Annotated in this window: 27 protein-coding genes; 13 read left to right on the forward strand and 14 right to left on the reverse strand. The window is 59.7% G+C overall.

Annotated elements, in window-relative coordinates:
- Positions 1-107: 107 nt before the first annotated feature.
- Together R0140_RS13855 and R0140_RS13860 are read right to left on the reverse strand one after the other, a co-directional pair.
- On the reverse strand, positions 108-419 hold the full coding sequence (locus R0140_RS13855) for a cupin domain-containing protein (protein ID WP_004205936.1): 312 nt from the start codon (positions 417-419) through the stop codon (positions 108-110).
- A 21-nt stretch (positions 420-440) separates the two neighbouring features.
- Complete coding sequence (locus R0140_RS13860; RefSeq protein WP_032739894.1) at positions 441-704, reverse strand: VF530 family protein; 264 nt, start codon at positions 702-704, stop codon at positions 441-443.
- Positions 705-987: 283 nt separating this feature from the next.
- Here R0140_RS13860 and R0140_RS13865 point away from each other — a divergent pair, with 283 nt between their 5' ends.
- From R0140_RS13865 to R0140_RS13880, 4 genes are read left to right on the forward strand one after another with little or no spacing between them, the layout of a single operon-like run.
- The gene (locus R0140_RS13865) at positions 988-2,016 is read left to right on the forward strand and encodes an isopenicillin N synthase family dioxygenase (protein WP_032739893.1); all 1,029 of its coding nucleotides are present in this window, start codon (positions 988-990) and stop codon (positions 2,014-2,016) included.
- Between the two features lie 23 nt (positions 2,017-2,039).
- Positions 2,040-2,846, forward strand: coding sequence for a MetQ/NlpA family ABC transporter substrate-binding protein (locus R0140_RS13870; protein ID WP_002904638.1), 807 nt, complete (start codon positions 2,040-2,042; stop codon positions 2,844-2,846).
- Positions 2,843-3,634 (forward strand): methionine ABC transporter ATP-binding protein, encoded by a 792-nt coding sequence (locus tag R0140_RS13875; RefSeq protein WP_008804932.1) that lies wholly within the window; start codon positions 2,843-2,845, stop codon positions 3,632-3,634. Before R0140_RS13870 ends, R0140_RS13875 begins: the two co-directional genes overlap by 4 nt.
- Positions 3,631-4,290, forward strand: coding sequence for a methionine ABC transporter permease (locus tag R0140_RS13880; protein ID WP_004217626.1), 660 nt, complete (start codon positions 3,631-3,633; stop codon positions 4,288-4,290). The genes R0140_RS13875 and R0140_RS13880 overlap by 4 nt, the downstream gene beginning before the upstream one ends.
- A 10-nt stretch (positions 4,291-4,300) precedes the next feature.
- On the opposite strand, the gene R0140_RS13885 is transcribed toward R0140_RS13880, so the two are convergent.
- The gene (locus R0140_RS13885) at positions 4,301-5,359 is read right to left on the reverse strand and encodes an NAD(P)H-dependent flavin oxidoreductase (RefSeq protein WP_012968253.1); all 1,059 of its coding nucleotides are present in this window, start codon (positions 5,357-5,359) and stop codon (positions 4,301-4,303) included.
- 89 nt (positions 5,360-5,448) lie between these two features.
- Here R0140_RS13885 and R0140_RS13890 point away from each other — a divergent pair, with 89 nt between their 5' ends.
- Positions 5,449-6,294 (forward strand): LysR substrate-binding domain-containing protein, encoded by an 846-nt coding sequence (locus tag R0140_RS13890; RefSeq protein WP_023340121.1) that lies wholly within the window; start codon positions 5,449-5,451, stop codon positions 6,292-6,294.
- Here R0140_RS13890 and R0140_RS13895 read toward each other — a convergent pair.
- Positions 6,291-7,448 (reverse strand): YbfB/YjiJ family MFS transporter, encoded by a 1,158-nt coding sequence (locus R0140_RS13895; protein ID WP_023322597.1) that lies wholly within the window; start codon positions 7,446-7,448, stop codon positions 6,291-6,293. The genes R0140_RS13890 and R0140_RS13895 overlap by 4 nt on opposite strands.
- A gap of 208 nt (positions 7,449-7,656) precedes the next feature.
- Between R0140_RS13895 and R0140_RS13900 the strand changes: the two genes are divergently transcribed.
- Positions 7,657-8,082: a VOC family protein gene (locus tag R0140_RS13900; protein WP_032733017.1), complete on the forward strand. Its 426-nt coding sequence runs from the start codon at positions 7,657-7,659 to the stop codon at positions 8,080-8,082.
- Positions 8,083-8,120: 38 nt separating this feature from the next.
- On the opposite strand, the gene R0140_RS13905 is transcribed toward R0140_RS13900, so the two are convergent.
- The gene (locus R0140_RS13905) at positions 8,121-8,567 is read right to left on the reverse strand and encodes a VOC family protein (protein ID WP_012541761.1); all 447 of its coding nucleotides are present in this window, start codon (positions 8,565-8,567) and stop codon (positions 8,121-8,123) included.
- A gap of 229 nt (positions 8,568-8,796) precedes the next feature.
- Between R0140_RS13905 and R0140_RS13910 the strand changes: the two genes are divergently transcribed.
- From R0140_RS13910 to R0140_RS13930, 5 genes are all read left to right on the forward strand, one after another.
- Entirely contained in the window at positions 8,797-9,984 is a 1,188-nt protein-coding gene (locus R0140_RS13910) for an MFS transporter (RefSeq protein ID WP_023340119.1), read from the forward strand.
- A gap of 216 nt (positions 9,985-10,200) precedes the next feature.
- Positions 10,201-10,491, forward strand: a complete 291-nt coding sequence (locus R0140_RS13915) for a hypothetical protein (RefSeq protein WP_008804940.1) — start codon at positions 10,201-10,203, stop codon at positions 10,489-10,491.
- Between the two features lie 202 nt (positions 10,492-10,693).
- Positions 10,694-11,455 carry a trans-aconitate 2-methyltransferase gene (gene tam, locus R0140_RS13920; RefSeq protein ID WP_012541762.1) on the forward strand — a complete coding sequence of 254 codons (762 nt, stop codon included), beginning with the start codon at positions 10,694-10,696 and terminating at the stop codon, positions 11,453-11,455.
- A gap of 156 nt (positions 11,456-11,611) precedes the next feature.
- Positions 11,612-11,932, forward strand: coding sequence for a carboxymuconolactone decarboxylase family protein (locus tag R0140_RS13925; protein ID WP_008804942.1), 321 nt, complete (start codon positions 11,612-11,614; stop codon positions 11,930-11,932).
- A complete protein-coding gene (locus R0140_RS13930; RefSeq protein ID WP_032739892.1) occupies positions 11,923-12,303 on the forward strand; it encodes a tautomerase family protein in 381 nt (126 codons plus the stop codon). Before R0140_RS13925 ends, R0140_RS13930 begins: the two co-directional genes overlap by 10 nt.
- 210 nt (positions 12,304-12,513) lie before the next feature.
- On the opposite strand, the gene R0140_RS13935 is transcribed toward R0140_RS13930, so the two are convergent.
- The 7 genes from R0140_RS13935 to sad form a co-directional block, all read right to left on the reverse strand.
- The gene (locus R0140_RS13935; protein ID WP_008804944.1) at positions 12,514-12,960 is read right to left on the reverse strand and encodes a GNAT family N-acetyltransferase; all 447 of its coding nucleotides are present in this window, start codon (positions 12,958-12,960) and stop codon (positions 12,514-12,516) included.
- Positions 12,961-13,214: 254 nt separating this feature from the next.
- Positions 13,215-14,666 (reverse strand): tagaturonate reductase, encoded by a 1,452-nt coding sequence (locus R0140_RS13940; protein WP_064143804.1) that lies wholly within the window; start codon positions 14,664-14,666, stop codon positions 13,215-13,217.
- Between the two features lie 113 nt (positions 14,667-14,779).
- Positions 14,780-15,310 (reverse strand): GNAT family N-acetyltransferase, encoded by a 531-nt coding sequence (locus tag R0140_RS13945; protein ID WP_032739890.1) that lies wholly within the window; start codon positions 15,308-15,310, stop codon positions 14,780-14,782.
- Between the two features lie 77 nt (positions 15,311-15,387).
- Entirely contained in the window at positions 15,388-16,812 is a 1,425-nt protein-coding gene (locus R0140_RS13950; RefSeq protein WP_008804947.1) for a GGDEF domain-containing protein, read from the reverse strand.
- 114 nt (positions 16,813-16,926) lie between these two features.
- On the reverse strand, positions 16,927-17,295 hold the full coding sequence (locus R0140_RS13955; protein ID WP_032739889.1) for a DUF4186 domain-containing protein: 369 nt from the start codon (positions 17,293-17,295) through the stop codon (positions 16,927-16,929).
- On the reverse strand, positions 17,295-18,197 hold the full coding sequence (gene glsB / locus R0140_RS13960) for a glutaminase B (RefSeq protein ID WP_223168521.1): 903 nt from the start codon (positions 18,195-18,197) through the stop codon (positions 17,295-17,297). Before glsB ends, R0140_RS13955 begins: the two co-directional genes overlap by 1 nt.
- Before the next feature lie 105 nt (positions 18,198-18,302).
- Positions 18,303-19,688, reverse strand: a complete 1,386-nt coding sequence (gene sad / locus R0140_RS13965; RefSeq protein ID WP_008804950.1) for a succinate-semialdehyde dehydrogenase — start codon at positions 19,686-19,688, stop codon at positions 18,303-18,305.
- 106 nt (positions 19,689-19,794) lie between these two features.
- Between sad and ptrR the strand changes: the two genes are divergently transcribed.
- Entirely contained in the window at positions 19,795-20,673 is an 879-nt protein-coding gene (ptrR, locus tag R0140_RS13970; protein WP_012968263.1) for a putrescine utilization regulator PtrR, read from the forward strand.
- On the opposite strand, the gene R0140_RS13975 is transcribed toward ptrR, so the two are convergent.
- Positions 20,627-21,109 carry a GNAT family N-acetyltransferase gene (locus tag R0140_RS13975; protein WP_008804952.1) on the reverse strand — a complete coding sequence of 161 codons (483 nt, stop codon included), beginning with the start codon at positions 21,107-21,109 and terminating at the stop codon, positions 20,627-20,629. The two genes, ptrR and R0140_RS13975, sit on opposite strands and share 47 nt — an antisense overlap.
- A 145-nt stretch (positions 21,110-21,254) precedes the next feature.
- Between R0140_RS13975 and R0140_RS13980 the strand changes: the two genes are divergently transcribed.
- A complete protein-coding gene (locus tag R0140_RS13980; RefSeq protein WP_012541768.1) occupies positions 21,255-22,199 on the forward strand; it encodes an L-lactate dehydrogenase in 945 nt (314 codons plus the stop codon).
- Between the two features lie 14 nt (positions 22,200-22,213).
- Here R0140_RS13980 and R0140_RS13985 read toward each other — a convergent pair whose 3' ends face one another.
- Positions 22,214-22,975: a DeoR/GlpR family DNA-binding transcription regulator gene (locus tag R0140_RS13985; RefSeq protein WP_012968265.1), complete on the reverse strand. Its 762-nt coding sequence runs from the start codon at positions 22,973-22,975 to the stop codon at positions 22,214-22,216.

The raw sequence follows: 22,975 nt of genomic DNA on the forward strand, positions 1-22,975 counted from the left end.
AACAAGAATTAAATATATCGAAAGCTGGATAAGTGATTTATATCAACGCGGTATGTTGAGTCTAACCGGTGATGAAACGGCGGGCTAAGAACCGCCCGCCGGAGGGATCAGACCGACCCTTCTTTCTCGATCACCAGAATACGCGCCGCCCCCTGCGGATGGGCGACATGCTCGCATCCCACTTCGGCGTAGAAGATATCGCCGGCGTTCAGCATGATGACCTGCTCCTCGCCGTCGACTTTCACATGCATCGCCACCTGACCATCCATCACGGCAAACACCTCCTGACCATCGTTGATGTGCCAGATATAGGGTTGGTCGGTCCAGTGCAGACGCACGGTGGTCCCGGAAAAATTGGCGATATCCAGCGCGCCCCACGCGCGGTCGGCGGTGAAATCTTTACTGCTCCAGCTCTGCATGATGGTGTCCTGTGGTAAGGGTTATTTTTTCTGCCAGTTTGCCCAGGGATCCGCTTTCTCCACCGGCGCGTCATCATCAAGGGAGGCGAGATACATGGCCTCCACCTCTTTGCGCGCCCACGGCGTCCGGCGGAGAAATTTGAGGCTGGACTTAATGCTGGGATCGCTTTTAAAGCAGTTAATGTTGACCTGGCGGGCCATTTCCGCCCAGCCATAGCGCGCCACCAGGGCATTGAGCAGCGCTTCCAGCGTCACGCCGTGCAGGGGATCTTTCGAGCTGTACATTACGATACGTCCGTTCCGCATTAAAAAAGTGCGCCTACCTTACTGGCTCTGACCGACGGGCGCAACCGGCTTCATTACGCGCTTCGCGCCTATATCTATTTAACGCAAAAGCACTGAACCCCGCGCGGTCATAAATTAGAAAATAACGTTATTGGTTGCTTATTTGGCCTTGAGGCAAGCTGTGTTCAGCCCCGGACAGAGGAAATCACCATGCGCTGCTGTTGTGCCCGAACCCTGAACCTGAATCAACCCATAACTTATTACCCCGTTTTCGGAGAACACAATGAACGCGACCACCCTGCCGATTCTCGACCTGGCCCGCTACGCGGACCCCGCGGATAAAGCGGCCTTTCTGGCCGACCTGCGTCACGCCGCCCGCGACATCGGCTTCTTCTATCTGATCAATCACGGTGTCGACGACGCGCTTCAGTATGAAGTTCAGCGCCAGTCTCAACGCTTTTTTGCTCTCGATGAGGCGCAGAAACAGCAGGTGGCGATGATCCACTCCCCCCATTTTCGCGGCTATAACCGCGCGGCCTCAGAGCTGACGCGCGGCCAGCCTGACTGGCGAGAGCAGTTTGATATCGGCGCCGAACGTCCGGCGCTGACCCTCAGCGACGACGCCCCGCGCTGGCAGCGCCTGCAGGGTCCGAATCTGTGGCCTGCCGCCCTGCCGTCGCTTAAACCGGTGTTACTTCACTGGCAACAGCAGATGACCCAGGTGGGCATCCGCCTGCTGCGCGCTTTTGCCGAAGCCCTGCAGCTCCCGGAGAATGCCTTTGACCGGCTCTACGGCGAGAAACCCAACGAGCATATCAAACTGATCCGCTATCCCGGCCAGCAGGAGACCCAAAGCAGCCAGGGCGTCGGCGCCCATAAAGATTCCGGTTTCCTCAGCTTCCTGCTGCAGGACGAACAGAAAGGACTGCAGGTAGAGGTCGCGCCTGGACAATGGATCGACGCCGTGCCGCTGGCCAGCAGCTTTGTGGTCAATATTGGCGAACTGCTGGAGCTGGCGACCAACGGGTATTTGCGCGCCACCGTCCATCGCGTGGTGTCGCCGCCGGCGCAGCAGCAGCGCCTCTCCATCGCTTTCTTCCTCGGCGCCCAGCTTGACGCGGTGGTGCCGGTTTACACCCTGCCGCCCGAGCTGGCGCGTGAAGCGCGAGGTCCGGACAGCGACCCGCACAATCCGCTGCTACGCGATGTCGGCTGGAATTATCTCAAGGGCCGTCTGCGTTCCCATCCGGACGTGGCGGAACGCTACTATCAGGACGTGTTTCGCGAACGCGCCGAGCAATTGATCGTTTAACCATAACTAAAAAGGAACACACCATGAAATATGCCGCTTTTAAACTGGCAGGGGTCGCACTGTCTCTTTCTCTGGCATGGACGTCTGCCCAGGCTGCCGCGCTGCGCGTCGCCGCGGACCCGGTTCCCCACGCGGAGATCCTCAACTACATCAAAAAAATCGATCCCAGCCTCGATCTGAAGGTGGTGGAGCTGACCAGCGGGGTCAACGCCAATGAACTGCTGGCCAGTGGCGATGTGGATGCCAACTACTTCCAGCATGTTCCCTATCTGAAGGATCAGGAAAAAGCGCTGGGTAAAACCTTTGCCGTCGCGGCCACCGTGCATATTGAGCCGCTGGGAATTTACTCGCATAAGCATAAAGATTTCTCATCACTGCCGGAAAACGCCACCGTGGCGGTGCCGAATAACACCACCAACCTGAGCCGGGCGCTGTTCCTGCTGCAGGCGCAGAAGCTTATTAAGCTGGATCCCAAATTTACCGACCCGGCCACCACCCTGGCGACGCCGAAGGATATTGTCGAGAACCCGAAACACCTGAAGATTCTGGAGATTGAATCACCGCAGATCCCGCGTTCCCTCGACGATGTCGACCTGGCGGTGATTAACGGTAACTACGCGCTGGAAGCCGGCCTGGTGCCAGCGAAAGATGCCCTGGGGCTGGAAAGCGCCGAGCATAATCCGTACGCCAATATTCTGGTGACCACCCCAGCCCTGGCGAATGACCCGCGCATTAAGGCGCTGGCGAAAGATCTGACGTCACCGCAGGTGGCGGAGTTTATCCGTAAAACCTACAACGGCTCGGTGATCCCGGTGGCCCCTCAGTCATGATAACCATCGAAGGGCTGAGCAAAACCTACGCCGGAACCGGCCGACCGGCGCTGAACGATATCGCGTTGCAGATACCGAAAGGGGCAATATACGGCATTCTCGGGCGCAGTGGCGCCGGCAAAAGTACGCTCATCCGCTGTCTCAATTTACTGGAGCGGCCCACCTCGGGCCGCATTCTGGTGAACGGACAGGATATTACCCAGTTGAACAAGGCGGCGCTGCGGGATTATCGCCTGCGCACCGGGATGATTTTCCAGCACTTCAATCTGCTGCATGCCCGCACCGTCGCTGACAACATCGCGGTGCCGCTGGAGATTGCCGGAGTGCCGAGGGCCGCTCGCGAGGCCAGGGTGCGCGAACTGCTGGAGCTGGTGGATCTCAGCGAAAAGGCCGCCGCCTTCCCGTCGCAGCTTTCCGGTGGGCAAAAACAGCGCGTCGGCATCGCCCGGGCGCTGGCCGCCCGGCCGGAAGTGTTGCTGTGCGATGAGGCGACCAGTGCGCTGGATCCCGAGACCACCGCCTCGGTGCTGGCCCTGCTGGCGGATATTAACCAGCGCCTCAATCTGACCATCGTGTTGATTACGCACCAGCTGGAGGTGGTGAAAACCATTTGTGACCACGCGGCGCTGCTGGAACAGGGCGAGATTGTCGAGAGCGGTAAACTCGCCGACCTGCTGGTGACCCCATGGTCGCGGCTGCGCCAGTCGTTGCTGCACGACCCGCAGGCTGAACAAGATTTTCTTACCCGTCACGGCGTTCAGGGGAGGCCATTATGCGGAGTAGCATGAGCTGGGAAGATTTGTGGCCGTTATTACTCGACGGCACGCTGGATACGCTTTATATGGTGGGCCTGGCGGCCCTGTTTACCGTGCTGATCGGGCTGCCCACCGGCGTGCTGTTATTTATTTCCCGCGCCAACGGGCTGGCGCCGATGCCGAAACTGAACGCGCTGTTAGGCGCGGTGATCAACATCGGCAGGTCGCTGCCGTTTATCGTGCTGCTGATCGCCCTGATCCCCTTTACCCGCCTGATCGTCGGCACCACGCTGGGCAGCACCGCCGCCATCGTGCCGGTGACCATCGGCGCCTTTCCGTTCTTTGCCCGTCTGACGGAAAACGCGCTCGACGAGGTGGACTACGGGAGAATCGAAGCCATTCTGTCGATGGGCGGTAACGTCTGGCACGTGATTTTTAAATCCCTGCTGCCGGAAGCCCTGCCAACGCTGCTGGCCGGGATCACGCTGACCATCGTGATGCTGATTGGTTTCTCCTCCATGGCCGGTGTGATCGGCGGCGGTGGACTCGGCGACCTCGCCATCCGCTACGGCTATCAGCGGTTTAATAATGAAGTCATGTTTGGCACGGTGCTGATCCTGGTGGCGATGGTCCAGGGCGTGCAAATGGCCGGCGATCGGCTGGTGCGCAGCCTGGCCCACCGTCGCTAACCGTCAGACACTAGTTCCAGCCGCACTCTGCCGCCAGCTGACGAACCAGACTGGCGGCGTCACACTCGCGGATCAACCCCACACCCTGCCCGGCCCAGTGGGCGCCATACTCATGAACGCCCTGGGCTTTCGCGGCGGCGGCCAGCGCTTTGCCGATATCATACGCCAGCGGATAATCCGGCACGGCGCTCGCCGGACAGGCTTCCCCCAGCGCACAGAAGGCATTCGCCAGACAGCGTGCCGGACGCCCGGATATCGCGGAGGTCAGCACCGTACGTCCGTCAATGCTGTTGTTGATCGCCGCGCGATAACCGGCGTCGGCGGCCGATTCCGGACACAGTAAAAACGCCGTACCGAGCTGAACGCCCTGCGCCCCCAACTGCATTACGCTGGTGATCCCCGCCCCGTCCATGATGCCCCCGGCGGCTACCACCGGGATGGTTAGCCGACGCCGCAGAAGTTGCACCAGGGTGAAGGTGCTCAGTTGGGCATCAGGCTCCTGCGGAGCAAAGATCCCCCGGTGCCCGCCCGCCTCATAGCCCTGAGCGACCACTACGTCGATCCCCTGCTGTTCAATCAGCAGCGCCTCCTGGAGCGAGGTTGCCGTCGCCAGGGTGACAATCCGCTGCTGTCGCAGACGCTGGATCGTCTCACGTTCAGGAAGACCAAAATGAAAACTCACCACCGCCGGCGACAGGTCGAGAAGCAGCTCCAGCATCGGCGCATGACCGATAAATGTCTGGTAGATCTCGCTTAACGAATCCGGTGGCGTACTGCCATAGCGGGCAAAATGGGGTCGTAAAGTTGTTGCCCAGTCGGCTTCCCGCCGGGCGTCGCGCCGGGGCGGCGCATGGCAGAACAGATTGACATTGAACGGACGGTCCGTCAGCTGGCGGGTGGCGACTATCATCGCTTCCGCCTGGGCAACGGTTGAAGCACCCAGCCCCAGCGAGCCCAGCGCGCCGGCATGACTTACCGCGGCAGCCAGCGCGGGGGTGGAGACGCCCGCCATCGGGGCCTGAATCAGGGGATAATCAATATCAATAAGCGAAAGTAGCGGGTTGCTCATGGTTTCCTCATGCATTAGCGGTGCCGGAGGCTTACCATCTCCTTTAAAGATGGTAAGATCAACATCATTATCGTATTGAGAAGAAAAATATGAACCACAGCACACTAGAGATCTTCATTCAGGTGGCAGAAACGCAGAGCGTCACCCAGGCAGCAAAACGGCTGGGCCGCGCACAGTCCAATATCACGACCCGCATTCAGCAGCTGGAAGAGGAACTTGCCGTTGAGCTCTTCGTTCGCGGCAACAAAAAAATGGTGTTGTCCCCGGCAGGCGTGCAGTTTCTCAGCTATGCCCGGCGGATCCTGAGCCTGGCGGAAGAGGCAAAGCAGGCTCTGCATCCGACAACCCCAGGCGGCAGTCTGCGTCTGGGCGCGATGGAGGCGACCGCCGCCAGCCGGCTGCCGCCGCTGCTTACCCGCTTTCAACAACGGTGCCCGCAGGTGGATATCACCCTTATCACCCAACCGACCCGCCAGTTAACCGAGGGAGTGTTAACCGCCGCCCTCGATGCCGCGCTGGTCTGCCTGCCGCCTGGGGCCGATGGTCAACCGGCCTGTCCCGCCGAGCTGGCATGCACCCCGGTGTTTTATGAAACGCTGATGCTGGTCCGTCCGCAGACCCCGGGCCCGCTGCGGTTCGCGGCATTCGCCAGCGGCTGCAGCTACCGCGCGCTGGGCGAACGCTGGCTGGCGGAGCAGCAGGCGGCCGTCGAGGTGCATGAGGTCAACTCCTATCACAGCATGCTCGCCTGCGTGGCTTCCGGACGCTACGCCTGCCTGCTGCCGCAGAGCGTGCTGTCGCAGATGACGCTTCCCGAAAACTGCCTTAGCGAACCGCTGTGCGAGGCGACCACCCAGCTTATCTGGCGCAGCGGCTTGAACGCCCCCGCCCTGAGCGAGTGGCGCAAGCTGCTGCAAAGCGTGGCGATTGGCTAAGCCTGGCGTTCGGTAAAGACCAGCCCTGCGGCAATCAGCAGCGCCAGCGCCGCGGCATAGAGCGCCGGGTTAAATGAAGCCGCGATCTGATACAGCGCGCCGGCGATAAGCGGCCCGGCAATCTGTCCCACGCCGTACAGTGCAGTCATCGCGGCAATCATATTGAAGCTCACCTGATGGCTGAGACTTTTCGCCTTCGGTAGCGCAATGGTGACGGTGCCCATAAAGGTAAAGCCCACCAATAGCGCGCTTAGCACGCAAAACAGCAGTGAAGCGCTGCAGGCTGGAAGGATCACGCCAAGCGCCTGGACGATCAGGTTGCGGGTCAGCGCCTGCCGGTACCCCCACTTTAGCACCAGCTTATGCCAGATAAGGCAGGACGGCGCGGCCGCCAGACCAAACAGCGCCCACAGATGGACCGGGTCAACGCTCTGCAGCGAACCGGACAGAAACAACGGCAGATAAGTGGCGGTGATGATATAGCCGAAGCCCGCCAGGCCGTAAACCATCAATAGTCGCCACGCCGCGCGACGCGTATCGCTCCCGGCCTCAGGCAAGGAGGTCTCAACATGGGAAACCCTCACCAGTGCAGCCGGCGGAGTCAGCAGCCAACGGATCGCCAGCGCCAGCAGCAGACCGGCGCATAATGCGCAGAGCAGCCAGATCTGCTGGCTGGTGAGGCTCAGGGCATGTCCAAGGGCGATCCCCTCCGCAGAGATAAATATCCCCAGCCCCACCCCGGCATACAGCAACGGCGCCCCGTGATGATGGCCCATATGTTCCAGCAGCCACAGCGAACCGGCAATCAGCGTTATCGCGCTCAGCGCGCCGGCGACGGCGCGCAGCGCAATAATGGTCCACGGCGAGCTCACCCAGGCCAGCAGCGCCAGGCTGGCGATGGTCAACCCGGCGGAGATAATGCTCAGTCGGCTGGCGGCCCCAGGCTGTACCCGCGCCAGCAGCAACGCGCCGACCAGATAACCAGCGTAATTGGCCGACGCGGCGAGATTGCCCTGGTGCAGGGTCAACAGACCTTCATTAAGCATCAGCGGCAGCACGCCGGTGAAGGCAAAGCGCCCGTAGCCCATGCCGATCATCAGTACTATCGACCCAGCCAGTGCCAGCCATATGGCCTGGCGCGATCTGTTATTCATCCACCACCTCACAATGATTCTCATATTAAGAACAATAGTATTTTATAATTCTTTTTTTATTATGATTAAGAGAGAATGTCGGCGCAAGGCGGACGTTAATCCGCTATGGTATTGACAGAGAGAAAATGGCGCCCGGGCACGTCTTAACACACGCCGGGCCGATTTACCGGTACAGTATCAACTTGAGCTTTTGCTTACGGGAGCCATTATGTTGTTCAGCCATATGCGTATTGCCAGACCGGTCAGTGAACTGGACGCCACCGCCAGCATGTATTGCGCCGGGCTGGGGCTTCAGCAACTCGGCAGCTTTACCGATCATGAAGGATTCAGCGGGATTATGCTCGGCGCGCCCGACGCGGGCTGGCATCTGGAATTCACCCACTGTCGCCACCATCCCGTCACTCCCTCGCCAGGAGATGAAGATTTGCTGGTGCTGTATTACCCACAGCAGGCGGAATGGCAAGCACAGTGCGCCGCCATGGACGCCGCCGGGTTTCTGCGGGTTACGGCGTTTAACCCTTACTGGGAGGTCAATGGCATCACTTTCGTCGACCGCGACGGCTATCGCACCGTGTTGCAAAACCGCGCCTGGGGAGAAGTACGAAGCGCTTCCGATCACGAGGAGAATCAATAACTTCCCCTATATGCCCTGCGCCGCGTCCGGCGCGGGCGCTATGGCTCTTCCGCCCGCAGCCACGGCGTCACCGTGAGCCCGGCCAGCAGCCCTTCCGGACTGAGCAATCGGGTGACCGTCTGTCCCCACGGTTCGTCGCGCGCCGCGACGAGCAGGCGGTATCCCTGCTGCTGCAGCCGCGCCGTCGCCGCAGTAAGGTCGCGGACCTCAAACTCAATCCATGCCTGCGGCACCGGCTCCGTCTCCGGCCACTGGTCCTGACCAAAACAGGACTGCGCCGCCTGCGCCAGCGGCCACAGCGCGAAATGTTTCACCCCGCCGATAGCATCCTGCTCGCTGAGGAGATACGCCTCGTTACCCGGCATCGGCTTTAGCGGCAAACCCAACGCCTGACAATAGAAGTCACGGCTTTGCGACGTGCTGCGGGTGATGGGACCGAAGCCTGCAATGAACAAAACGTCAATATCAGCGAAATCGTGGGACATGTTCTCTCCTGAACGCGGTGGTAAGCTAACGCCATCATGCCCGTACGCAGGCGCCAGCGGCAAACCCGATTAATGGCGGGCGCATGCACAACATCATCGACGGTACAGACCGTTGCGCCCCTTCGGACAGACGGCGACTTCATCGGTGACAGATAAAACGCCCTCGCGACTCGCCAGCGTCCTCGCGGCGCGCTATGCTAAACATCCCTTGTATTAATCACTTATCCCTATGAGCACTTCCGTCAGCACCACGCAACTCAATTTGCGCATCATTTCGATCGTTGTCTTCACCTGTATCTGCTATCTCTCCATCGGCCTGCCGCTGGCCGTACTGCCGGGATACATTCACTATCAGCTGGGCTACAGCACCTTTGTCGCCGGGATTGTGATTAGCCTGCAATACATCTCAACGCTGATCAGTCGACCGCACGCCGGGCGCTATACCGATATCTGGGGCCCGAAAAAAGTGGTCAGTCTCGGGATCATCTGCTGTCTGCTGAGCGGAGCATTCACCCTGCTGGCGGTGCTTTTGCAGGCGACGCCGATGCTGGCCATCGCCGCGCTGCTGGCGGGCCGGGTGTTTCTTGGTGTCGGCGAGAGCTTTACCGCGACCGGCGCCACGCTCTGGGGGATCAAAACCGTCGGCGCGATCCATACCTCGCGGGTGATCTCCTGGAATGGCGTGGCGACCTATGTCGCCATGGCGATCGGGGCGCCGCTGGGGGTCACCCTTAACCACTATTTCGGCATTAGCGGATTTGCCACGGTGGTGGTAGTGGTGGCCGTCATCGGCCTGCTGTTCGCCCGCACCCGCCAGGATGTCAGCGTGACTGCCGGTGTCAGAGCGCCCTTTCACGCAGTGGTACGAAAAATTTGGCCTTATGGCCTGGGGCTGGCCTTTGGTACCGTTGGCTTCGGCGTTATCGCCACCTTCATCACCCTCTATTTTGCGGCGCACAGCTGGCAGGGCGCGGCGTTTACCCTCTCCCTGTTCAGCGTCGGCTTTATCTGCGTCCGCCTGGTGCTGGGAAATACCATTACCCGCTATGGCGGGGTCCCGGTCTCGCTGGTCTGCTTTGTGATCGAGTGTCTCGGCCTGCTGCTGATCTGGCTGGCGCCGTCAGCCTGGGTGGCCGGCGTCGGCGCCTTTCTCACCGGCTCGGGTTTTTCCCTGGTCTTCCCGGCGCTAGGGGTCGAGGCAGTCAAACAGGTGGAAGAGCAAAACCAGGGGACCGCCCTCGGCACCTACTCGGCGTTTCTTGACCTGGCGCTGGGACTCACCGGGCCGCTGGCCGGATGGGTTGCCGGCTTCTACGACCTCGCCACGCTATATCTGTTGGCGGCGATTGTCGTGGTGTTCGCTTTCCTGCTCATTTTACGCGTCCAGCGACAACAGCGAGCCGTCTCAGGAACGTAGTCAGCCCTGGCCCGCGGATCGCCGCGGGCAAAAAACGAATCGGCAATTGACGACGATTCGGCTTCCATGCCAACATCCTCCTCAGCGTCTGACAACAGATGCAAGGACGGTAGCGGAGAACAACAGAGATCGCACAACGATCCAGCCCGGCGCCGTAGTCCAATCCGAATCACTGACCCACACGGTGAATTCCTGATTCTGGCGGGAAACACAGACATGCACCAAAGTTTTAATCAGCGCGTTCATTTCTATTACTGCGTCCTGGTCGCGCTGAAGATGCACGGAAAGTCGAAAAAATCGGGCGGTATCAGAGGAAAGAATAACTTTCTGCTGAAATGGCTGCGCCGGGCGCAGGATAACAACATCTTCCCGCCCGATATCACCAGCGAAATTGAATGGCTGCGAGGTAAAATCATTCAGGCCGGTTACGACACCGATCTCGAACCGATGCTGGATTTTGTTTACGCCACCGCCAGCCGCGCTGAAGCGCTCAAGAACGCCGAATAAGTCACTGCGCCCGCAACGGGCGCAGTGACTGTCCATCTCACCGCCTCCCTGAGCGTACCGACCAGACGCGAAAAGCCCACTGATGTTTATTCTTTTTGTGACACTGTCACGAAGTGGGTTACCGCTGGTAACATTCGGCGGCTGACAGGCTGCCAGTAGCGTTCTATGCTTTGCCCAGTCTTCCCTCACACAGGACCGCGCTATGGCTGACTGGAACCCTTCTTTGTATTTGCAATTTGACGCTGAACGTACCCGCCCCGCGGCCGACCTGCTCTCGCGTATTGCCCATCTGCAGGTTGAGCACGTTGTCGACCTTGGCTGCGGGCCGGGAAACAGCACCCGCCTGCTGCGCGCCGCCTGGCCGCTGGCGGCAATCACCGGTATCGATAACTCCCCGGCCATGCTGGCTCAGGCGGCACAGGCCTTACCCGACTGTGAGTTCATCGACGCCGATATTGCCCGCTGGCGGCCTGCGCAACCGGTAGACGTGATCTATGCGAACGCCTCTCTGCAGTGGCTGGCGGATCATGAGACGCTGTTTCCACATCTGGTGGCGCAGCTGGCAGTCAACGGGACGCTGGCCGTGCAAATGCCGGATAACTGGCAGGAACCTTCGCATACCCTGATGCGCCAGGTCGCCGACGAGCAGGGATTACCGGACCGCGGGCGCCAGCCCTTACTCCCGCCAGACGCCTGGTATGACATGCTGACCCGTCAGGGTTGTGAAGTTGATATCTGGCGCACCACCTATTTTCATCCCCTCGCTTCCCATCAGGCGATAAGCGACTGGTTGCAGGGGACCGGATTGCGTCCCTATCTGGCCGGCCTGGACGAGCAGTCCAGAAACGCATTTCTGACACGCTATGTCGAACTACTGGCCGAACACTATCCGTTACAGTGTAACGGAAAGGTGCTCCTGCGATTCCCCAGGTTGTTTATCGTGGCGCGAAAAATCGACGTCTAACCGGAATGAGCGCTTAAGCGCGGCAATGAATAAGGAGAACAGGGTGAAAAATCATCCTGTTTATCAGGACGAAATATCCTGAACATTGCGATATTCAACCTCTTTCCCGGCATGCGACAGTGATTGCCATCTCAACACCCAATAACGGGAGTCACTGTGGAAAATAGCGCTGTTAATCGCAACACCCTGGCCGCCATTGCGCCAAAACTGGCCGAACTGACCGAAACGGTACTGTTTGGTGATATCTGGGCTCGCCGCGATCTGTCGCCCCGCGAACGGAGCCTGATCACCCTTTCTGCCCTGACGGCGCTGGGTAAAACCCAGCAACTGCCGTGGCATATCGCTCTCGGCTATCAAAATGGCCTGAGCCAGGCCGAAATCGTCGAGCTGTTCACCCACCTGGCGTTCTATGCCGGCTGGCCAGCGGCGGCCAGCGCCCTGACCTGTCTGAATGAGCAGGAGACACCATGCCCCTGACCCGCATATCGCTTGGCACGGCCTGGCGTCCCACGGAGTTTGCTCAATTGTCGGCGCTCTTTCATGAGTGTCTGGTGGCAGAGTTCGACGTGCCGTCAGCAGATAAATTTCAGTTTATCGAGCAGGCCGCCGACGAGCAGCGCATTTACGACCCGAACTACCTCAGCGACGGACGCAGCGCCCGCTTCGTGCTGTTTCATATTTTCGCCGGTAAACCGCGCTGCCGGGAGCAGAAACAGGGGCTTTATCGTCGGCTCTGCGCGCGGTTAGACGATGAGATGGCGGTCAGCCCGCAGGACGTGATGGTGGTTATCCAGTTTAACCAGCGGGAGGACTGGAGTTTTAGCGCAGGGAGGATGGCTATTGAATAACGCCGGCGGCGCCGCATGAGGCGCCGCGTTTCAGCACGATATCTTTGCTACCAGGCGAGATGATGCACCAGTGAGAGATCCCAGGCCGTAGCCAATAGTGAAAGAAACATAATCAGATTGACCACTGTGTCGAGACGTTTTTCCATCGTTGCTTCTCCTGAGCCGGTTTCCCCTGTTATAGCGGGAAAAGCTTAACAACCTCTTACCGCTTCAGGACCCAAGCGTGATCCTGTAGCGCACATAATCGTCAGCCGGGGTAAACTCATCATACAGATGACGGGCCGGATTATCACGACGCGTATGCCAGTACAGCCGCGACCAGCCTTTGTCTGCCCCTTCGGTTTGCAGCGACTTAATGATTGTTCTGGCAATGCCTTGTCCACGGAAGGCGGGATCGACAAACAGATCCTCCAGATAGCAGATGGGCGTGGTGACCCAGGTTCCCTCGTGAAGAATGCAGATGGCGAACCCCACCACCGTATCATCGACCACAGCCACCCTGCCCAGCACCGGGGAGTTCTCGTCCAGCATTCGCTGCCAGGTGCATTCGGTCACCTCTTCCGGCTGCGGGCTGCCATAGAAGCGGGTATAGCCTTCCCAGAGATTAAGCCATTCGGCTTTGTCGTGCGGCCGTATTTCCCGGATATCGATGACCATGCGAGTTTCCTTACAGATGAATGAATTAGCCTGCGAACATTGGCAGGGAAAATGGGTTCAAACCATTATTTTCCTGCACAGGCATATGTTCAAGCGGCTTAGCGGCAATTCTCTCCCTGAAGGGGCGATTTGGCACTAAAAGGCTTTTTTCGCAGCGGAGTAACAGACCTGCTTGTTAACTATGATAAAAAGTATGTTGTAACTAATGAGGTAGCTTTAAAACCCGGCCGCAGCCGGGTCAATGACGTCCGCTATCAGCACAAAGGCTGTACAGCATCGCGCATACCGCGGGACAGGATAGCATCGAGGTCGGCAGTCACCTGCTCCACCAGACCCGGGATCTGGCTCAAGTCCTGTTCCCAATGAGCCTCTACGCTGAGTACCGCAGTCACCAGCTCGCGGGTGCTCATCTGGCGATCCCGATGCCGGGCCCACAGCGTCTGATATCGCGTCAACCATTCGGCGTCATCCTGTACCGGATAGCGTTCACCCTCCCGCTCTCCCCGGTAAAAGGCGATCAGTGCTGCCAGGGCAAAAGTCAGCCGCGGCGGCAGTTGCCCACTCTTTTGCTGCCCTGCCAGCAGTTGCGGCAGAATGCGAGTGCGGTATTTGGTCATGCCGTTGAGCGCAATCGAGAGCAGCTGATGTTTAATATACGGGTTACGGAAGCGCCCGGTCACGGCGCTGGCAAATGACTCAAGCTCATCGCGCGGCAGATCCAGCACCGGAATAATCTCGTCATAAATCGCTTTTTCGACAAACGCGCAAATCTCCGCATCGTTCATCGCCTCACCCACGGTGTCGATCCCGGCCAGGAAGGCCACCGGCACCAGCGCGGTATGCGCCCCGTTGAGGATCGCCACTTTGCGCTCTTTATACGGCTTGATATCGTCCACAATGCGCACATTCAGCGGCAGTTTATCGAGACGCAGCTCGGCCGCCAGCGAGGCAGGCCCCTGGATCACAAACAGGTAGAAATGCTCGGCGGTATCAAGGAAGGCATCTTTATAGCCAGTCTGTGCCTCAAGGGCCGCCACTTCATCACGCGGATAGCCGGTTACGATGCGATCCACCAGCGTTGAACAGAAGGTGTTCGCGGAGGTCAGCCAGCGGATAAAGGCCTGCGGCAGCTGCCACTCAGCAGCATAGCGCAGCAGCAGCGCCTGCAGCGCCTCGCCGTTATAATCGATCAGTTCGCAGGGAATAATCACCCATCCCTTGTCGGCCGCACCGGCGAAATGCTGGTAGCGTTCAAACAGCAGACGCGTCAGTTTCGCCGGATAGCTGACCGGCGGCGCGTCGTCAAAACGATCCCCGGCATGGTAGCTGATGCCCGCCTCAGTGGTATTGGAGAAGACAAACCGCATCTCCGGGTTATGCGCCAGACGTAAAAAAGCGTCGAAGTCAGCGTAAGCGCTGATCTCCCGGTTGACCGAGCGGATCAGGCGCGCGTCGCTCACCGCCTCACCCTGCTCGTTCAGACCGCGAATAATGGTGGTGTAAAGGCCGTCCTGGGTGCTCAGTGAAGGCGGGAAATCCGTCGCAATAGGACGGACGACCACGATGCCCGCATTCAGGTCGGTATGCTCGTTGAGGAGATCTATCTGCCAGTCAACGAATGCGCGCAGGAAATTGCCTTCACCAAACTGGATGATACGGTCAGGGTACTGCGCGCCGGGGAAATCACGACGGTTTAATGTTTTCACAATGGGTTCCCTCTAATAGTAGTCATACAACCTGAGTAATTGGTCCAATAAGTTATCAGGTTTTTCTACCAGTGAAACCCCGTTTTGATCAAAGCATTCTGCAATAGCGACCGTCAGGGCAAAAACTTATAGAACAGTGAGGTGGCGGTCATCTCTCCGTCAGGCATCAGCGCATAGCGCGGGATTTCCCCCACTTTTTCCCAGCCACAGCGGACATAGAACTGCTCCGCCCCGCTACCGGCTGCCGTGTCCAGCACCAACACCGTCTTCCCTTCCTGTCGGGCAACATGCTCTAGCTCGCTCATCAGCGCGTTGGCAATCCCCTGGCGACGGGCATTTTGGTGAACCAAAAGTTTGGCGACATCCGCACGATGGGGCTGGTTTTCCGGTTGGCGGGTAATAAGTTGCACGGTACCGATGGGTTGCTCGCTGGCGTCGAGGGCCACCAGTACGATGCGCTCGCCGGCCGCCACGCTGTCGGCGGTATGTTGCCAGAAAGTGGTGGCCGTGTGCGCGCTAAAGGGCAGCATAAAACTTACCGAGGCGCCGCCGTTGACGCAGCTTGCCAGGATATCGCTTAATGCCGGGAGGTGATGCAGAATATCGTCACGCGACAGCGTGCGCAGTGAAAAGGATGTGGTCATGGAAGCTCCCTGTAATTGACCACATCACTATGTTTTTAACCAAAAATTAACACAAGCGGATTCCGTATAGGATTTTCTTATGGTGCGCTTTCGGTTAGCGCTGGCATACAGATGCGATTGCGACCGGTCTGTTTGGCTTTGACCATTTCCTCGTCTGCCGCCATCAGCAATTGGTTAAACAGCTCCGTGATGCGAGCGTGCCCCACCTCGCGCGTCTCCAGCCCCATGCTGATGGTCAGGTGGATTGGATTCTGCCCCAGGCCGAAGGGTTGCGACTCCACCCCATGGCGGATTTTTTCCGCCAGTAAATAGCCCTGCTGGGTACTGTCGACGACCGCCGCCACCGCAAACTCTTCACCGCCAATGCGGGCAACCATCCCCTGCTCGTCCACCAGTTGCCGAACCTGTTGGGCAAACTGGGTCAATACGCAATCGCCGCCTTCATGGCCCAGAGCATCATTCACCCGTTTGAAGCCATCGATATCCAGCACCATCACCGTCAGCAGCTTATCGGCGGGCAACGCCTGACGCTTCAGCGCCTCGCTCAGTCCGGAACGGGAATACACCCGGGTCTGAAAATCAAAATCGGCGCGCAGGGCCAGCTGTTTCACCAGCGTGTTAATCGCTTCGACACTGGAAGCGACAATCACCGGGCTAATCAGCATAGCGGCAATGCCGAGGCGGGTGGAGAACAGCTGCCACGGCTGCATTCGCGCATCCGGCGAAAAGTGAATTAACGAGTTGGCGACCAGCAATATCTCGCTGATGCCGGTGAGAAAGGTTAACAGGCAGGTCAGCGGCAGCGGATAACGAACGGCGCACCAGATCAGGGCCGGCAACGGGAAGGTAATGCTGCCGGCGCCGCCCACCGCTACGCCGAGGGCTATCGACAGCACCAGCGCCAGCGCGGGCAGCAGTTGGCGAAAACGAAAACCGCTTAATGCCGAAGGCAACGTCAGGGTCAGAATAAACGGCAGGATCAGCACCGCTGTCGAGAACTGTTCGCTAAACCAGTCTGCCAGTTGGGGAATAAAGGTGGCGCGTTCAACATCCACCGACCCCAGGGCGCCGACGGCGGCGCACAATAAGGCGGCAAACAGGCAAAAACAGAATAAATTAAGCGCATTAATCGGGCCGGGCATGGAGTCGGCGCGTCGCTTATCCCACAGCACCAGCTGCGCCAGCACCACAATAAAGACAATATTGGAGAAATTAATCAGCAATGAGGCAAAGCCCATCCCCCAGCGCGAAGTGAGTCCGTCATAAACCAGCATTGCCGCAAAACAGACGGCATAAAAATAGCTGCGATTAAGCCAGACATAGCGCGCAAAGATCCCGGCCATCACGGCATTGAGCGGCCAGAAGAATGAGAGCTCCTGCACCAGGCGCAGCATAGCCCCCAGAAAATGCAGTAGTAGCGTTAACGTGAATAATACCAGTGCGTCGCGCACGGGCTGCTCTTCACGAAACAGCGTAAATGACCGAATCGACAGTGAAGACATTCAGTAATTATCCGTCTAATTGTTTCAGGCAATTATTATGTTAATAATTAGTTAGCGGATTATCATAACATGAGAATATTTATCAGGCATACTCCGGCGCCGATCAAATGCAGATTACCGCACAGACGGGCCGTTCATCTGCAGCACCAGCCAGTGATGGATCACCTGCACCACATAGCGCTGCTCCTGCTCGCTCAGCGCGCGGCCGTGGGGAATGGCGTGCCATTTTTCCAGACAGCCGCGGCAGCAGGTGGCGGTCGCATGCTGGGCGATAAATACCGGATGGCCGCGCATCGGCGTCTGCTTACCGTCGTTCATCGGTTCGGCGGGCGCCAGCCGCTGGCGGATAAAATCCGCAGCGTGCTGGTTGATGATCTCCGGCCCCTTATCTAGACAGTATTGCCGCTCTTTGACCCCGAGTCGAAAGCGTGAACGAAACGTCGAGCGCGCCAGACGGGCAAACAACCGATCCTGCTCAACCATCAGAACACCGACCTCCCCATCCGCTGAGTCAGTTTTTCCAGCAGCGCCACGCCGGCCAGCGAGTTCCCGGCGTCATCAAGCTCCGGGCTCCACACAGCGATCGCCATCTCCTGCGGCACTATCGCCACAATTCCGCCGCCGACGCCCGATTTCGCCGGCAGGCCAACGCGCCAGGCGAATTCGCCGGCGTTCTGGTACATGCCGCTGGTCATCATCAGGGCATTCACCTGACGGGACTGAATGGGCGCGATAACCGGTGCCTCCAGGTGCGGGGCGATACCGCGATCGGCGAGGAACAGGAAGGTTCGCGCCAGCTCAACGCAGCTCATCTCCAGCGAACAGTAGTGGAAATAGTTCTGCAACACGGTGGCGACGTCGTTATGGAAGTTACCGAAGGATTTCATCAGCCAGGCGATGGCGGCGTTGCGCGCCGAATGCTCGAACTCAGAACGGGCCACCACCGGATCGTAGGCGATATCGGCCACGCCGCTCAGGCGGCGGACAATCTCCAGCATCCGCTGACGCGGGGCGCTGAGCCGGCTCTGCAGCATGTCGCAGACCACCAGCGCCCCGGCGTTGATAAACGGGTTTCGCGGTTTGCCCTGCTCGATCTCGAGCTGCAAAAGGGAGTTAAAGGGTTGGCCGGAGGGATCTTTGCCCACCCGCTGCCAGATCTCCTCTTCCTGATAGTGGTTCATGGCCACCACCAGGCTCAATACCTTGGAGATAGACTGGATGGAAAAACGTTCATGCGCATCGCCGGCGGCGAAGTGCTGCCCGTCTACCGTACTGATCGCAATGCCAAGCTTATCGCCGCTGACGCTGGCCAGCGCCGGAATGTAATCCGCCACTTTACCGCGGCCAATCAGCGGCCTGATTTCTGCCAGAATGGCTTCCAGCATTGCGTTATTGATCACCGCCGCCACATGCAGCTCCTTGCCCACCATCGAAATTTGGTGGGCGAGTATAGCAGACGTGGACGACGGTCGTCAGGGGGCTAACGTTGATTAGCGACGGTCTTTCCAGACGGTCTGCGCATTACAGAACTCGTGCAGACCAAAATGTGACAGCTCGCGACCAAAACCACTCTTCTTCACGCCGCCGAAGGCCACGCGGGCGTCGCTGGCGCAGTAGCCGTTGAGGAAGACGCCGCCGCACTCCAGCTCGCGGGCGAAGCGCTGGGCCTGCGCCTCGTCGGTGGTATAGACCGTTGCCGACAAACCAAACTCGCTGTCGTTGGCGAGGGCCAGCGCATGGTCAGCGTCGCGAGCGGTGGTCAGGGTTGCTACCGGACCAAACAGCTCCTGACGAAAACCGGTCATCCCGGCGGTGACATTGCCCAGCACCGTTGGCGCATAGTAGTTGCCCGCTCCTTCGATTTTTTCTGCGCCCAGCAGCAGAGTTGCCCCTTCATCAAGGGTCGCCGTTACCTGCTGGTGCAGTTCATCGCGCAGGTCGAAACGCGCCATCGGCCCGACGTAGTTTTGCTCATCGCGCGGGTCGCCCATCTTCAGCGCCGCCACGGCGTCGACGAATTTGCGGGTGAACGCGTCGGCAATGCCAGCTTCGAGGATGAAGCGTTTCGACGCGGCGCACACCTGGCCGCTGTTCTGATAGCGACCGGTGACGGCGGCCTTCACCGCCTCATCCAGGTCGGCATCGTTGAGCACGATAAAGGGATCGGAGCCACCCAGCTCAAGCACGCATTTCTTCAGCGCCGCCCCCGCCTGGGCGCCAATCGCCTTGCCGGCGCGGACGCTGCCGGTGACGGTCACCGCCGCGATGCGGTCATCATTGATGATCTGCGAAACGCCGTCATTGGTGGCGTTCACCCAACCGAACACGCCATCCGGCAGGCCGGCGGCGGCAAAAATCTCGCCCAGCAGGCGGGCGCTGCCCATCACGTTCGGGGCATGCTTCAGCAGGTAGCTGTTGCCGGCCAGCAGGATCGGCACCGCGCCGCGCAGCACCTGCCAGACCGGGAAGTTCCACGGCATGACCGCCAGAATGGCGCCCAGCGGACGATACTCAATCACCGCCTGGTTATTTTCCACCTGGGTGGCTTCCGTCGCCAGCATCGCCGGGCCGTGCTCGGCGTACCAGTCGCAGAGGTTGGCGGATTTCGCCACCTCGCCGCGCGCCTGAGCGATCGGCTTGCCCATCTCGAGGGTGATCATCTGGGCCACCTCTTCCCCGCGGGCGCGCAGCGCGGCCCCGATGCGGCGCAGCGCATCAGCGCGCTCGGCGAGCGGCGTCTGACGCCACTGGCGATAGCCTGCCGCGGCGAGAGCGATAGCCGCATCGACCTCGCGTTCGCTGGCCCAGGGCAGCGAGGAGACCACCTCACCGGTAGTCGGGTTGACGGAAACCGCGTGCGTTGCAGATAAATTCATCGTTATTCTCTCTCTCGTTGCTTGCGAAGTAACCGTATTCTGGCTTACCTTTCCATTCATTGAAAATGAATAATATTAAGCAACGCATTCACAAAAGAAGAATAGTATGGACCTGACTCAGCTAGAGATGTTTAACGCTGTCGCCACCACCGGCAGCATTACCCAGGCGGCCCAGAAAGTGCATCGCGTGCCGTCCAACCTCACCACCCGCATCCGCCAGCTGGAGGCAGACCTCGGCGTTGAGCTGTTTATCCGCGAGAACCAGCGCCTGCGCCTCTCGCCTGCGGGACACAGCTTTTTGCGCTACAGCCAGCAGATCCTCGCCCTGGTGGACGAGGCGCGGATGGTGGTGGCGGGCGACGAACCCCAGGGGCTGTTTTCTCTTGGTTCGCTGGAGAGCACCGCGGCGGTACGGATCCCCACCACCCTGGCCCACTTTAATCAGCGCTACCCTAAAATTCACCTGGCGCTCTCCACCGGCCCTTCCGGGACGATGATCGACGGCGTGCTGGAGGGCGCCCTGAGCGCCGCGTTCGTTGACGGCCCGCTGGTGCATCCGGGTCTGGAGGGGCTGCCGGTGTTCCCGGAAGAGATGATGATCGTCGCCCCGTACGGCCACGCGCCCATCGCCCGCGCCAGCGAAGTGAACGGGGCCAACGTTTACGCCTTTCGCGCCAACTGCTCCTACCGCCGGCATTTTGAGAGCTGGTTCCATGCCGACAGAGCAACCCCGGGCAGGATCCACGAGATGGAGTCTTACCATGGGATGCTGGCCTGCGTGATCGCCGGCGCGGGCCTGGCGTTGATCCCGCGCAGTATGCTGGAGAGTATGCCCGGTCATCAGCAGGTTTCCGCCTGGCCGCTGGCCGAAGAGTGGCGCTGGTTAACCACCTGGCTGGTGTGGCGCCGGGGCGCCAAAACCCGCCAGCTGGAGGCGTTTATAGCGCTGCTGAACGAAGATCGGCAAACAGCGGTTTCTCCATAAACACGCTGAGCGGATCGGGCTGATACGGGGCAAACGCGCAGCGGGTCTGGTAGCCGTTGCGCGTGTAGAGGGTGATGGCCGCATGCTGATGGATACCGGTTTCAAGCCGCAGCGTATGACAGTCACGCTGACGCGCTTTCGCTTCCAGGGCCGCCAGCAGCTTTTCTCCCAGCTGCTGTCCGCGGTGCTGCGGATCGATATAGACCCGCTTCATCTCGCCGAAACCTTCCTCACTGAGGACGATAGCCCCGCAGCCAACGGCCTCGCCCTGCGCGCTGCGGATGACCAGGGCGATCACCGTCTGCGGCGGCAGCTGGCTGAGGTCCAGCAAATGGTTGCTCTCTGCCGGATAGAGTGTCTCCTGCCAGGCATCGAGAGCGGCAATCAGGGCGGTAAATTCAGCGTCGGTGGGGGCGATGTCGGTAACGGTATACATAGGTGAACTCCTTTTTTTACGCCACTGTAGCGCGCCCTCGGCCCGTTTCCGCCATAGCATTAACTTATATTGCTGCCCATCTCTTGCGCTAACTCGCTGAAACACAGTAATTTTATCCCCTGCCGTTCGTACTTGAGATCTGAATATGCACACCAAAGCCCGTAAAGTGATGATTATTGGCGCCGGCAATGTCGGCGCGTCGGCGGCCTACGCCCTGCTCAACCAGAGCATTTGCGAGGAGCTGATCCTCGTCGACCTTAACCAACAGCGCGCCGAGGCCCATGCTCAGGATCTCAGCGATGCCGCGGCCTATCTGCCGGGGATGATGACCATCTCCACCCGGGAAGCCAGCGACTGCGCTGATGTCGATATCGCGGTGATCACCGTTTCCGGCGGTGCGCTGCGCCCCGGTCAGAGTCGGCTGGATGAACTGACCACGACGGCGAAGATTGTGAAAAGTATTGTGCCGACGATGATGGCCAACGGGTTTAACGGCATCTTTCTGGTGGCCACCAACCCCTGCGACATCATCACCTGGCAGGTATGGCAACTCTCTGGCCTACCGCGCAGTCAGGTGCTGGGCACCGGGGTCTGGCTGGATACCACCCGCCTGCGTCGCCTGCTGGCGCAGGAGCTGGATATTGGCGCCCAGAGCATCGACGCCTTTATCCTCGGCGAGCATGGCGATACCCAGTTTCCGGTATGGTCACACTCCTCGGTGTATGGCTCGCCGATCGCCGACCTCTACCAGCAGCGCACTGGCCACCCGCTTGACCGCGAGGCAATGGCCGAAAAAGTACGAAAACTGGGGTTTGAGATCTACGCGGGTAAAGGCTGCACCGAATATGGCGTGGCAGGCACCATCGCCGAGATCTGCCGCAATATCTTCACCGGCAGCCACCGCGCGCTGGCGGTCTCCTGCATTCTTGACGGTGAATACGGGGTCAGCGGCGCGGCGGCTGGGGTGCCGGCGGTGCTGGCCCAGGGTGGCGTGGAGCAGATTATTGAACTGCAGCTGGCCGCCGAGGAGCAGGCGAAGTTCAGTCAGTCGATAGCGGTGATCAAGGCCAATATCGCCCGTCTGCCCTGACGGCAGCCTGCAAGTCAGTCAGCAATGATCAGCTGTGGGGAAAGGGTCACCAGCGCCTCGCGGGTCGCCTCCGGCAGATGGGCGTCGGTGACGATATCGGTCAACGACTCCAGCGGGGCAATATTGAACAGTGACCAGGCGCCGTATTTGGAGCTGTCCGCCAGCAGGATGCGCCGCCGGGCATTAGCCATCAGATCACGTTTCAGGGCAGCCTTCTCCTCCGTCGGGGCGGTGATCCCCTTCTCGAGGTCCCAGCCGTTGCAACTGACGAAGGCAAGGTCCGGCCAGATGGTCTGCAGCAGGCGGCGGCCGTGATCGCCGATGCACGACTGGCTGCTGTCATCGATGCGCCCACCGATAATCGTCACTTCTATCTGCTTAAATTCCGACAAAAACAGCGCGATATGTAAATCGCTGGTGATCACCCGCAGCGGCAGATGGGTGATCTGCCGCGCCAGCTCAATCATGGTGGTGCCGGCGTCAAGCACAATCGCGTCGCCGGCCTTCACCAGCGCGGCCGCCGCGCTGGCGATAGCCTGCTTTTCCAGCGGACTGCGCTGGGCTTTCTCCAGCGTCGTCGGCTGGGAAGGAATAAACCGGTTCAGCGTCACCCCGCCATGTGTACGGCTGATCACCCCTTCCTGATCGAGTTTGATCAGGTCGCGACGAATGGTGGCCGGCGAGGCGTTGGTCGCCGCCACCAGCTGGTCGACTGTCACCAGATTATGGCTTTTCAGGAAGTCCATAATCTGCTCTAACCGGTTATATCCCTTCAT

Source organism: Klebsiella sp. w6 (assembly GCF_033100215.1).
GTDB classification, from domain to species: domain Bacteria; phylum Pseudomonadota; class Gammaproteobacteria; order Enterobacterales; family Enterobacteriaceae; genus Klebsiella; species Klebsiella variicola.

Excerpts from the sequence above, each read along its gene's own strand:
- R0140_RS13855 (WP_004205936.1), bottom strand. The coding sequence starts at position 419 with ATGCAGAGCTGGAGCAGTAAAGATTTCACCGCCGACCGCGCGTGGGGC.
- R0140_RS13860 (WP_032739894.1), bottom strand. The coding sequence starts at position 704 with ATGTACAGCTCGAAAGATCCCCTGCACGGCGTGACGCTGGAAGCGCTG.
- R0140_RS13865 (WP_032739893.1), top strand. The coding sequence starts at position 988 with ATGAACGCGACCACCCTGCCGATTCTCGACCTGGCCCGCTACGCGGAC.
- R0140_RS13870 (WP_002904638.1), top strand. The coding sequence starts at position 2,040 with ATGAAATATGCCGCTTTTAAACTGGCAGGGGTCGCACTGTCTCTTTCT.
- R0140_RS13875 (WP_008804932.1), top strand. The coding sequence starts at position 2,843 with ATGATAACCATCGAAGGGCTGAGCAAAACCTACGCCGGAACCGGCCGA.
- R0140_RS13880 (WP_004217626.1), top strand. The coding sequence starts at position 3,631 with ATGAGCTGGGAAGATTTGTGGCCGTTATTACTCGACGGCACGCTGGAT.
- R0140_RS13885 (WP_012968253.1), bottom strand. The coding sequence starts at position 5,359 with ATGAGCAACCCGCTACTTTCGCTTATTGATATTGATTATCCCCTGATT.
- R0140_RS13890 (WP_023340121.1), top strand. The coding sequence starts at position 5,449 with ATGAACCACAGCACACTAGAGATCTTCATTCAGGTGGCAGAAACGCAG.
- R0140_RS13895 (WP_023322597.1), bottom strand. The coding sequence starts at position 7,448 with ATGAATAACAGATCGCGCCAGGCCATATGGCTGGCACTGGCTGGGTCG.
- R0140_RS13900 (WP_032733017.1), top strand. The coding sequence starts at position 7,657 with ATGTTGTTCAGCCATATGCGTATTGCCAGACCGGTCAGTGAACTGGAC.
- R0140_RS13905 (WP_012541761.1), bottom strand. The coding sequence starts at position 8,567 with ATGTCCCACGATTTCGCTGATATTGACGTTTTGTTCATTGCAGGCTTC.
- R0140_RS13910 (WP_023340119.1), top strand. The coding sequence starts at position 8,797 with ATGAGCACTTCCGTCAGCACCACGCAACTCAATTTGCGCATCATTTCG.
- R0140_RS13915 (WP_008804940.1), top strand. The coding sequence starts at position 10,201 with ATGCACCAAAGTTTTAATCAGCGCGTTCATTTCTATTACTGCGTCCTG.
- tam (WP_012541762.1), top strand. The coding sequence starts at position 10,694 with ATGGCTGACTGGAACCCTTCTTTGTATTTGCAATTTGACGCTGAACGT.
- R0140_RS13930 (WP_032739892.1), top strand. The coding sequence starts at position 11,923 with ATGCCCCTGACCCGCATATCGCTTGGCACGGCCTGGCGTCCCACGGAG.
- R0140_RS13935 (WP_008804944.1), bottom strand. The coding sequence starts at position 12,960 with ATGGTCATCGATATCCGGGAAATACGGCCGCACGACAAAGCCGAATGG.
- R0140_RS13945 (WP_032739890.1), bottom strand. The coding sequence starts at position 15,310 with ATGACCACATCCTTTTCACTGCGCACGCTGTCGCGTGACGATATTCTG.
- R0140_RS13950 (WP_008804947.1), bottom strand. The coding sequence starts at position 16,812 with ATGTCTTCACTGTCGATTCGGTCATTTACGCTGTTTCGTGAAGAGCAG.
- R0140_RS13955 (WP_032739889.1), bottom strand. The coding sequence starts at position 17,295 with ATGGTTGAGCAGGATCGGTTGTTTGCCCGTCTGGCGCGCTCGACGTTT.
- glsB (WP_223168521.1), bottom strand. The coding sequence starts at position 18,197 with ATGCTGGAAGCCATTCTGGCAGAAATCAGGCCGCTGATTGGCCGCGGT.
- sad (WP_008804950.1), bottom strand. The coding sequence starts at position 19,688 with ATGAATTTATCTGCAACGCACGCGGTTTCCGTCAACCCGACTACCGGT.
- ptrR (WP_012968263.1), top strand. The coding sequence starts at position 19,795 with ATGGACCTGACTCAGCTAGAGATGTTTAACGCTGTCGCCACCACCGGC.
- R0140_RS13975 (WP_008804952.1), bottom strand. The coding sequence starts at position 21,109 with ATGTATACCGTTACCGACATCGCCCCCACCGACGCTGAATTTACCGCC.
- R0140_RS13980 (WP_012541768.1), top strand. The coding sequence starts at position 21,255 with ATGCACACCAAAGCCCGTAAAGTGATGATTATTGGCGCCGGCAATGTC.
- R0140_RS13985 (WP_012968265.1), bottom strand. The coding sequence starts at position 22,975 with ATGAAGGGATATAACCGGTTAGAGCAGATTATGGACTTCCTGAAAAGC.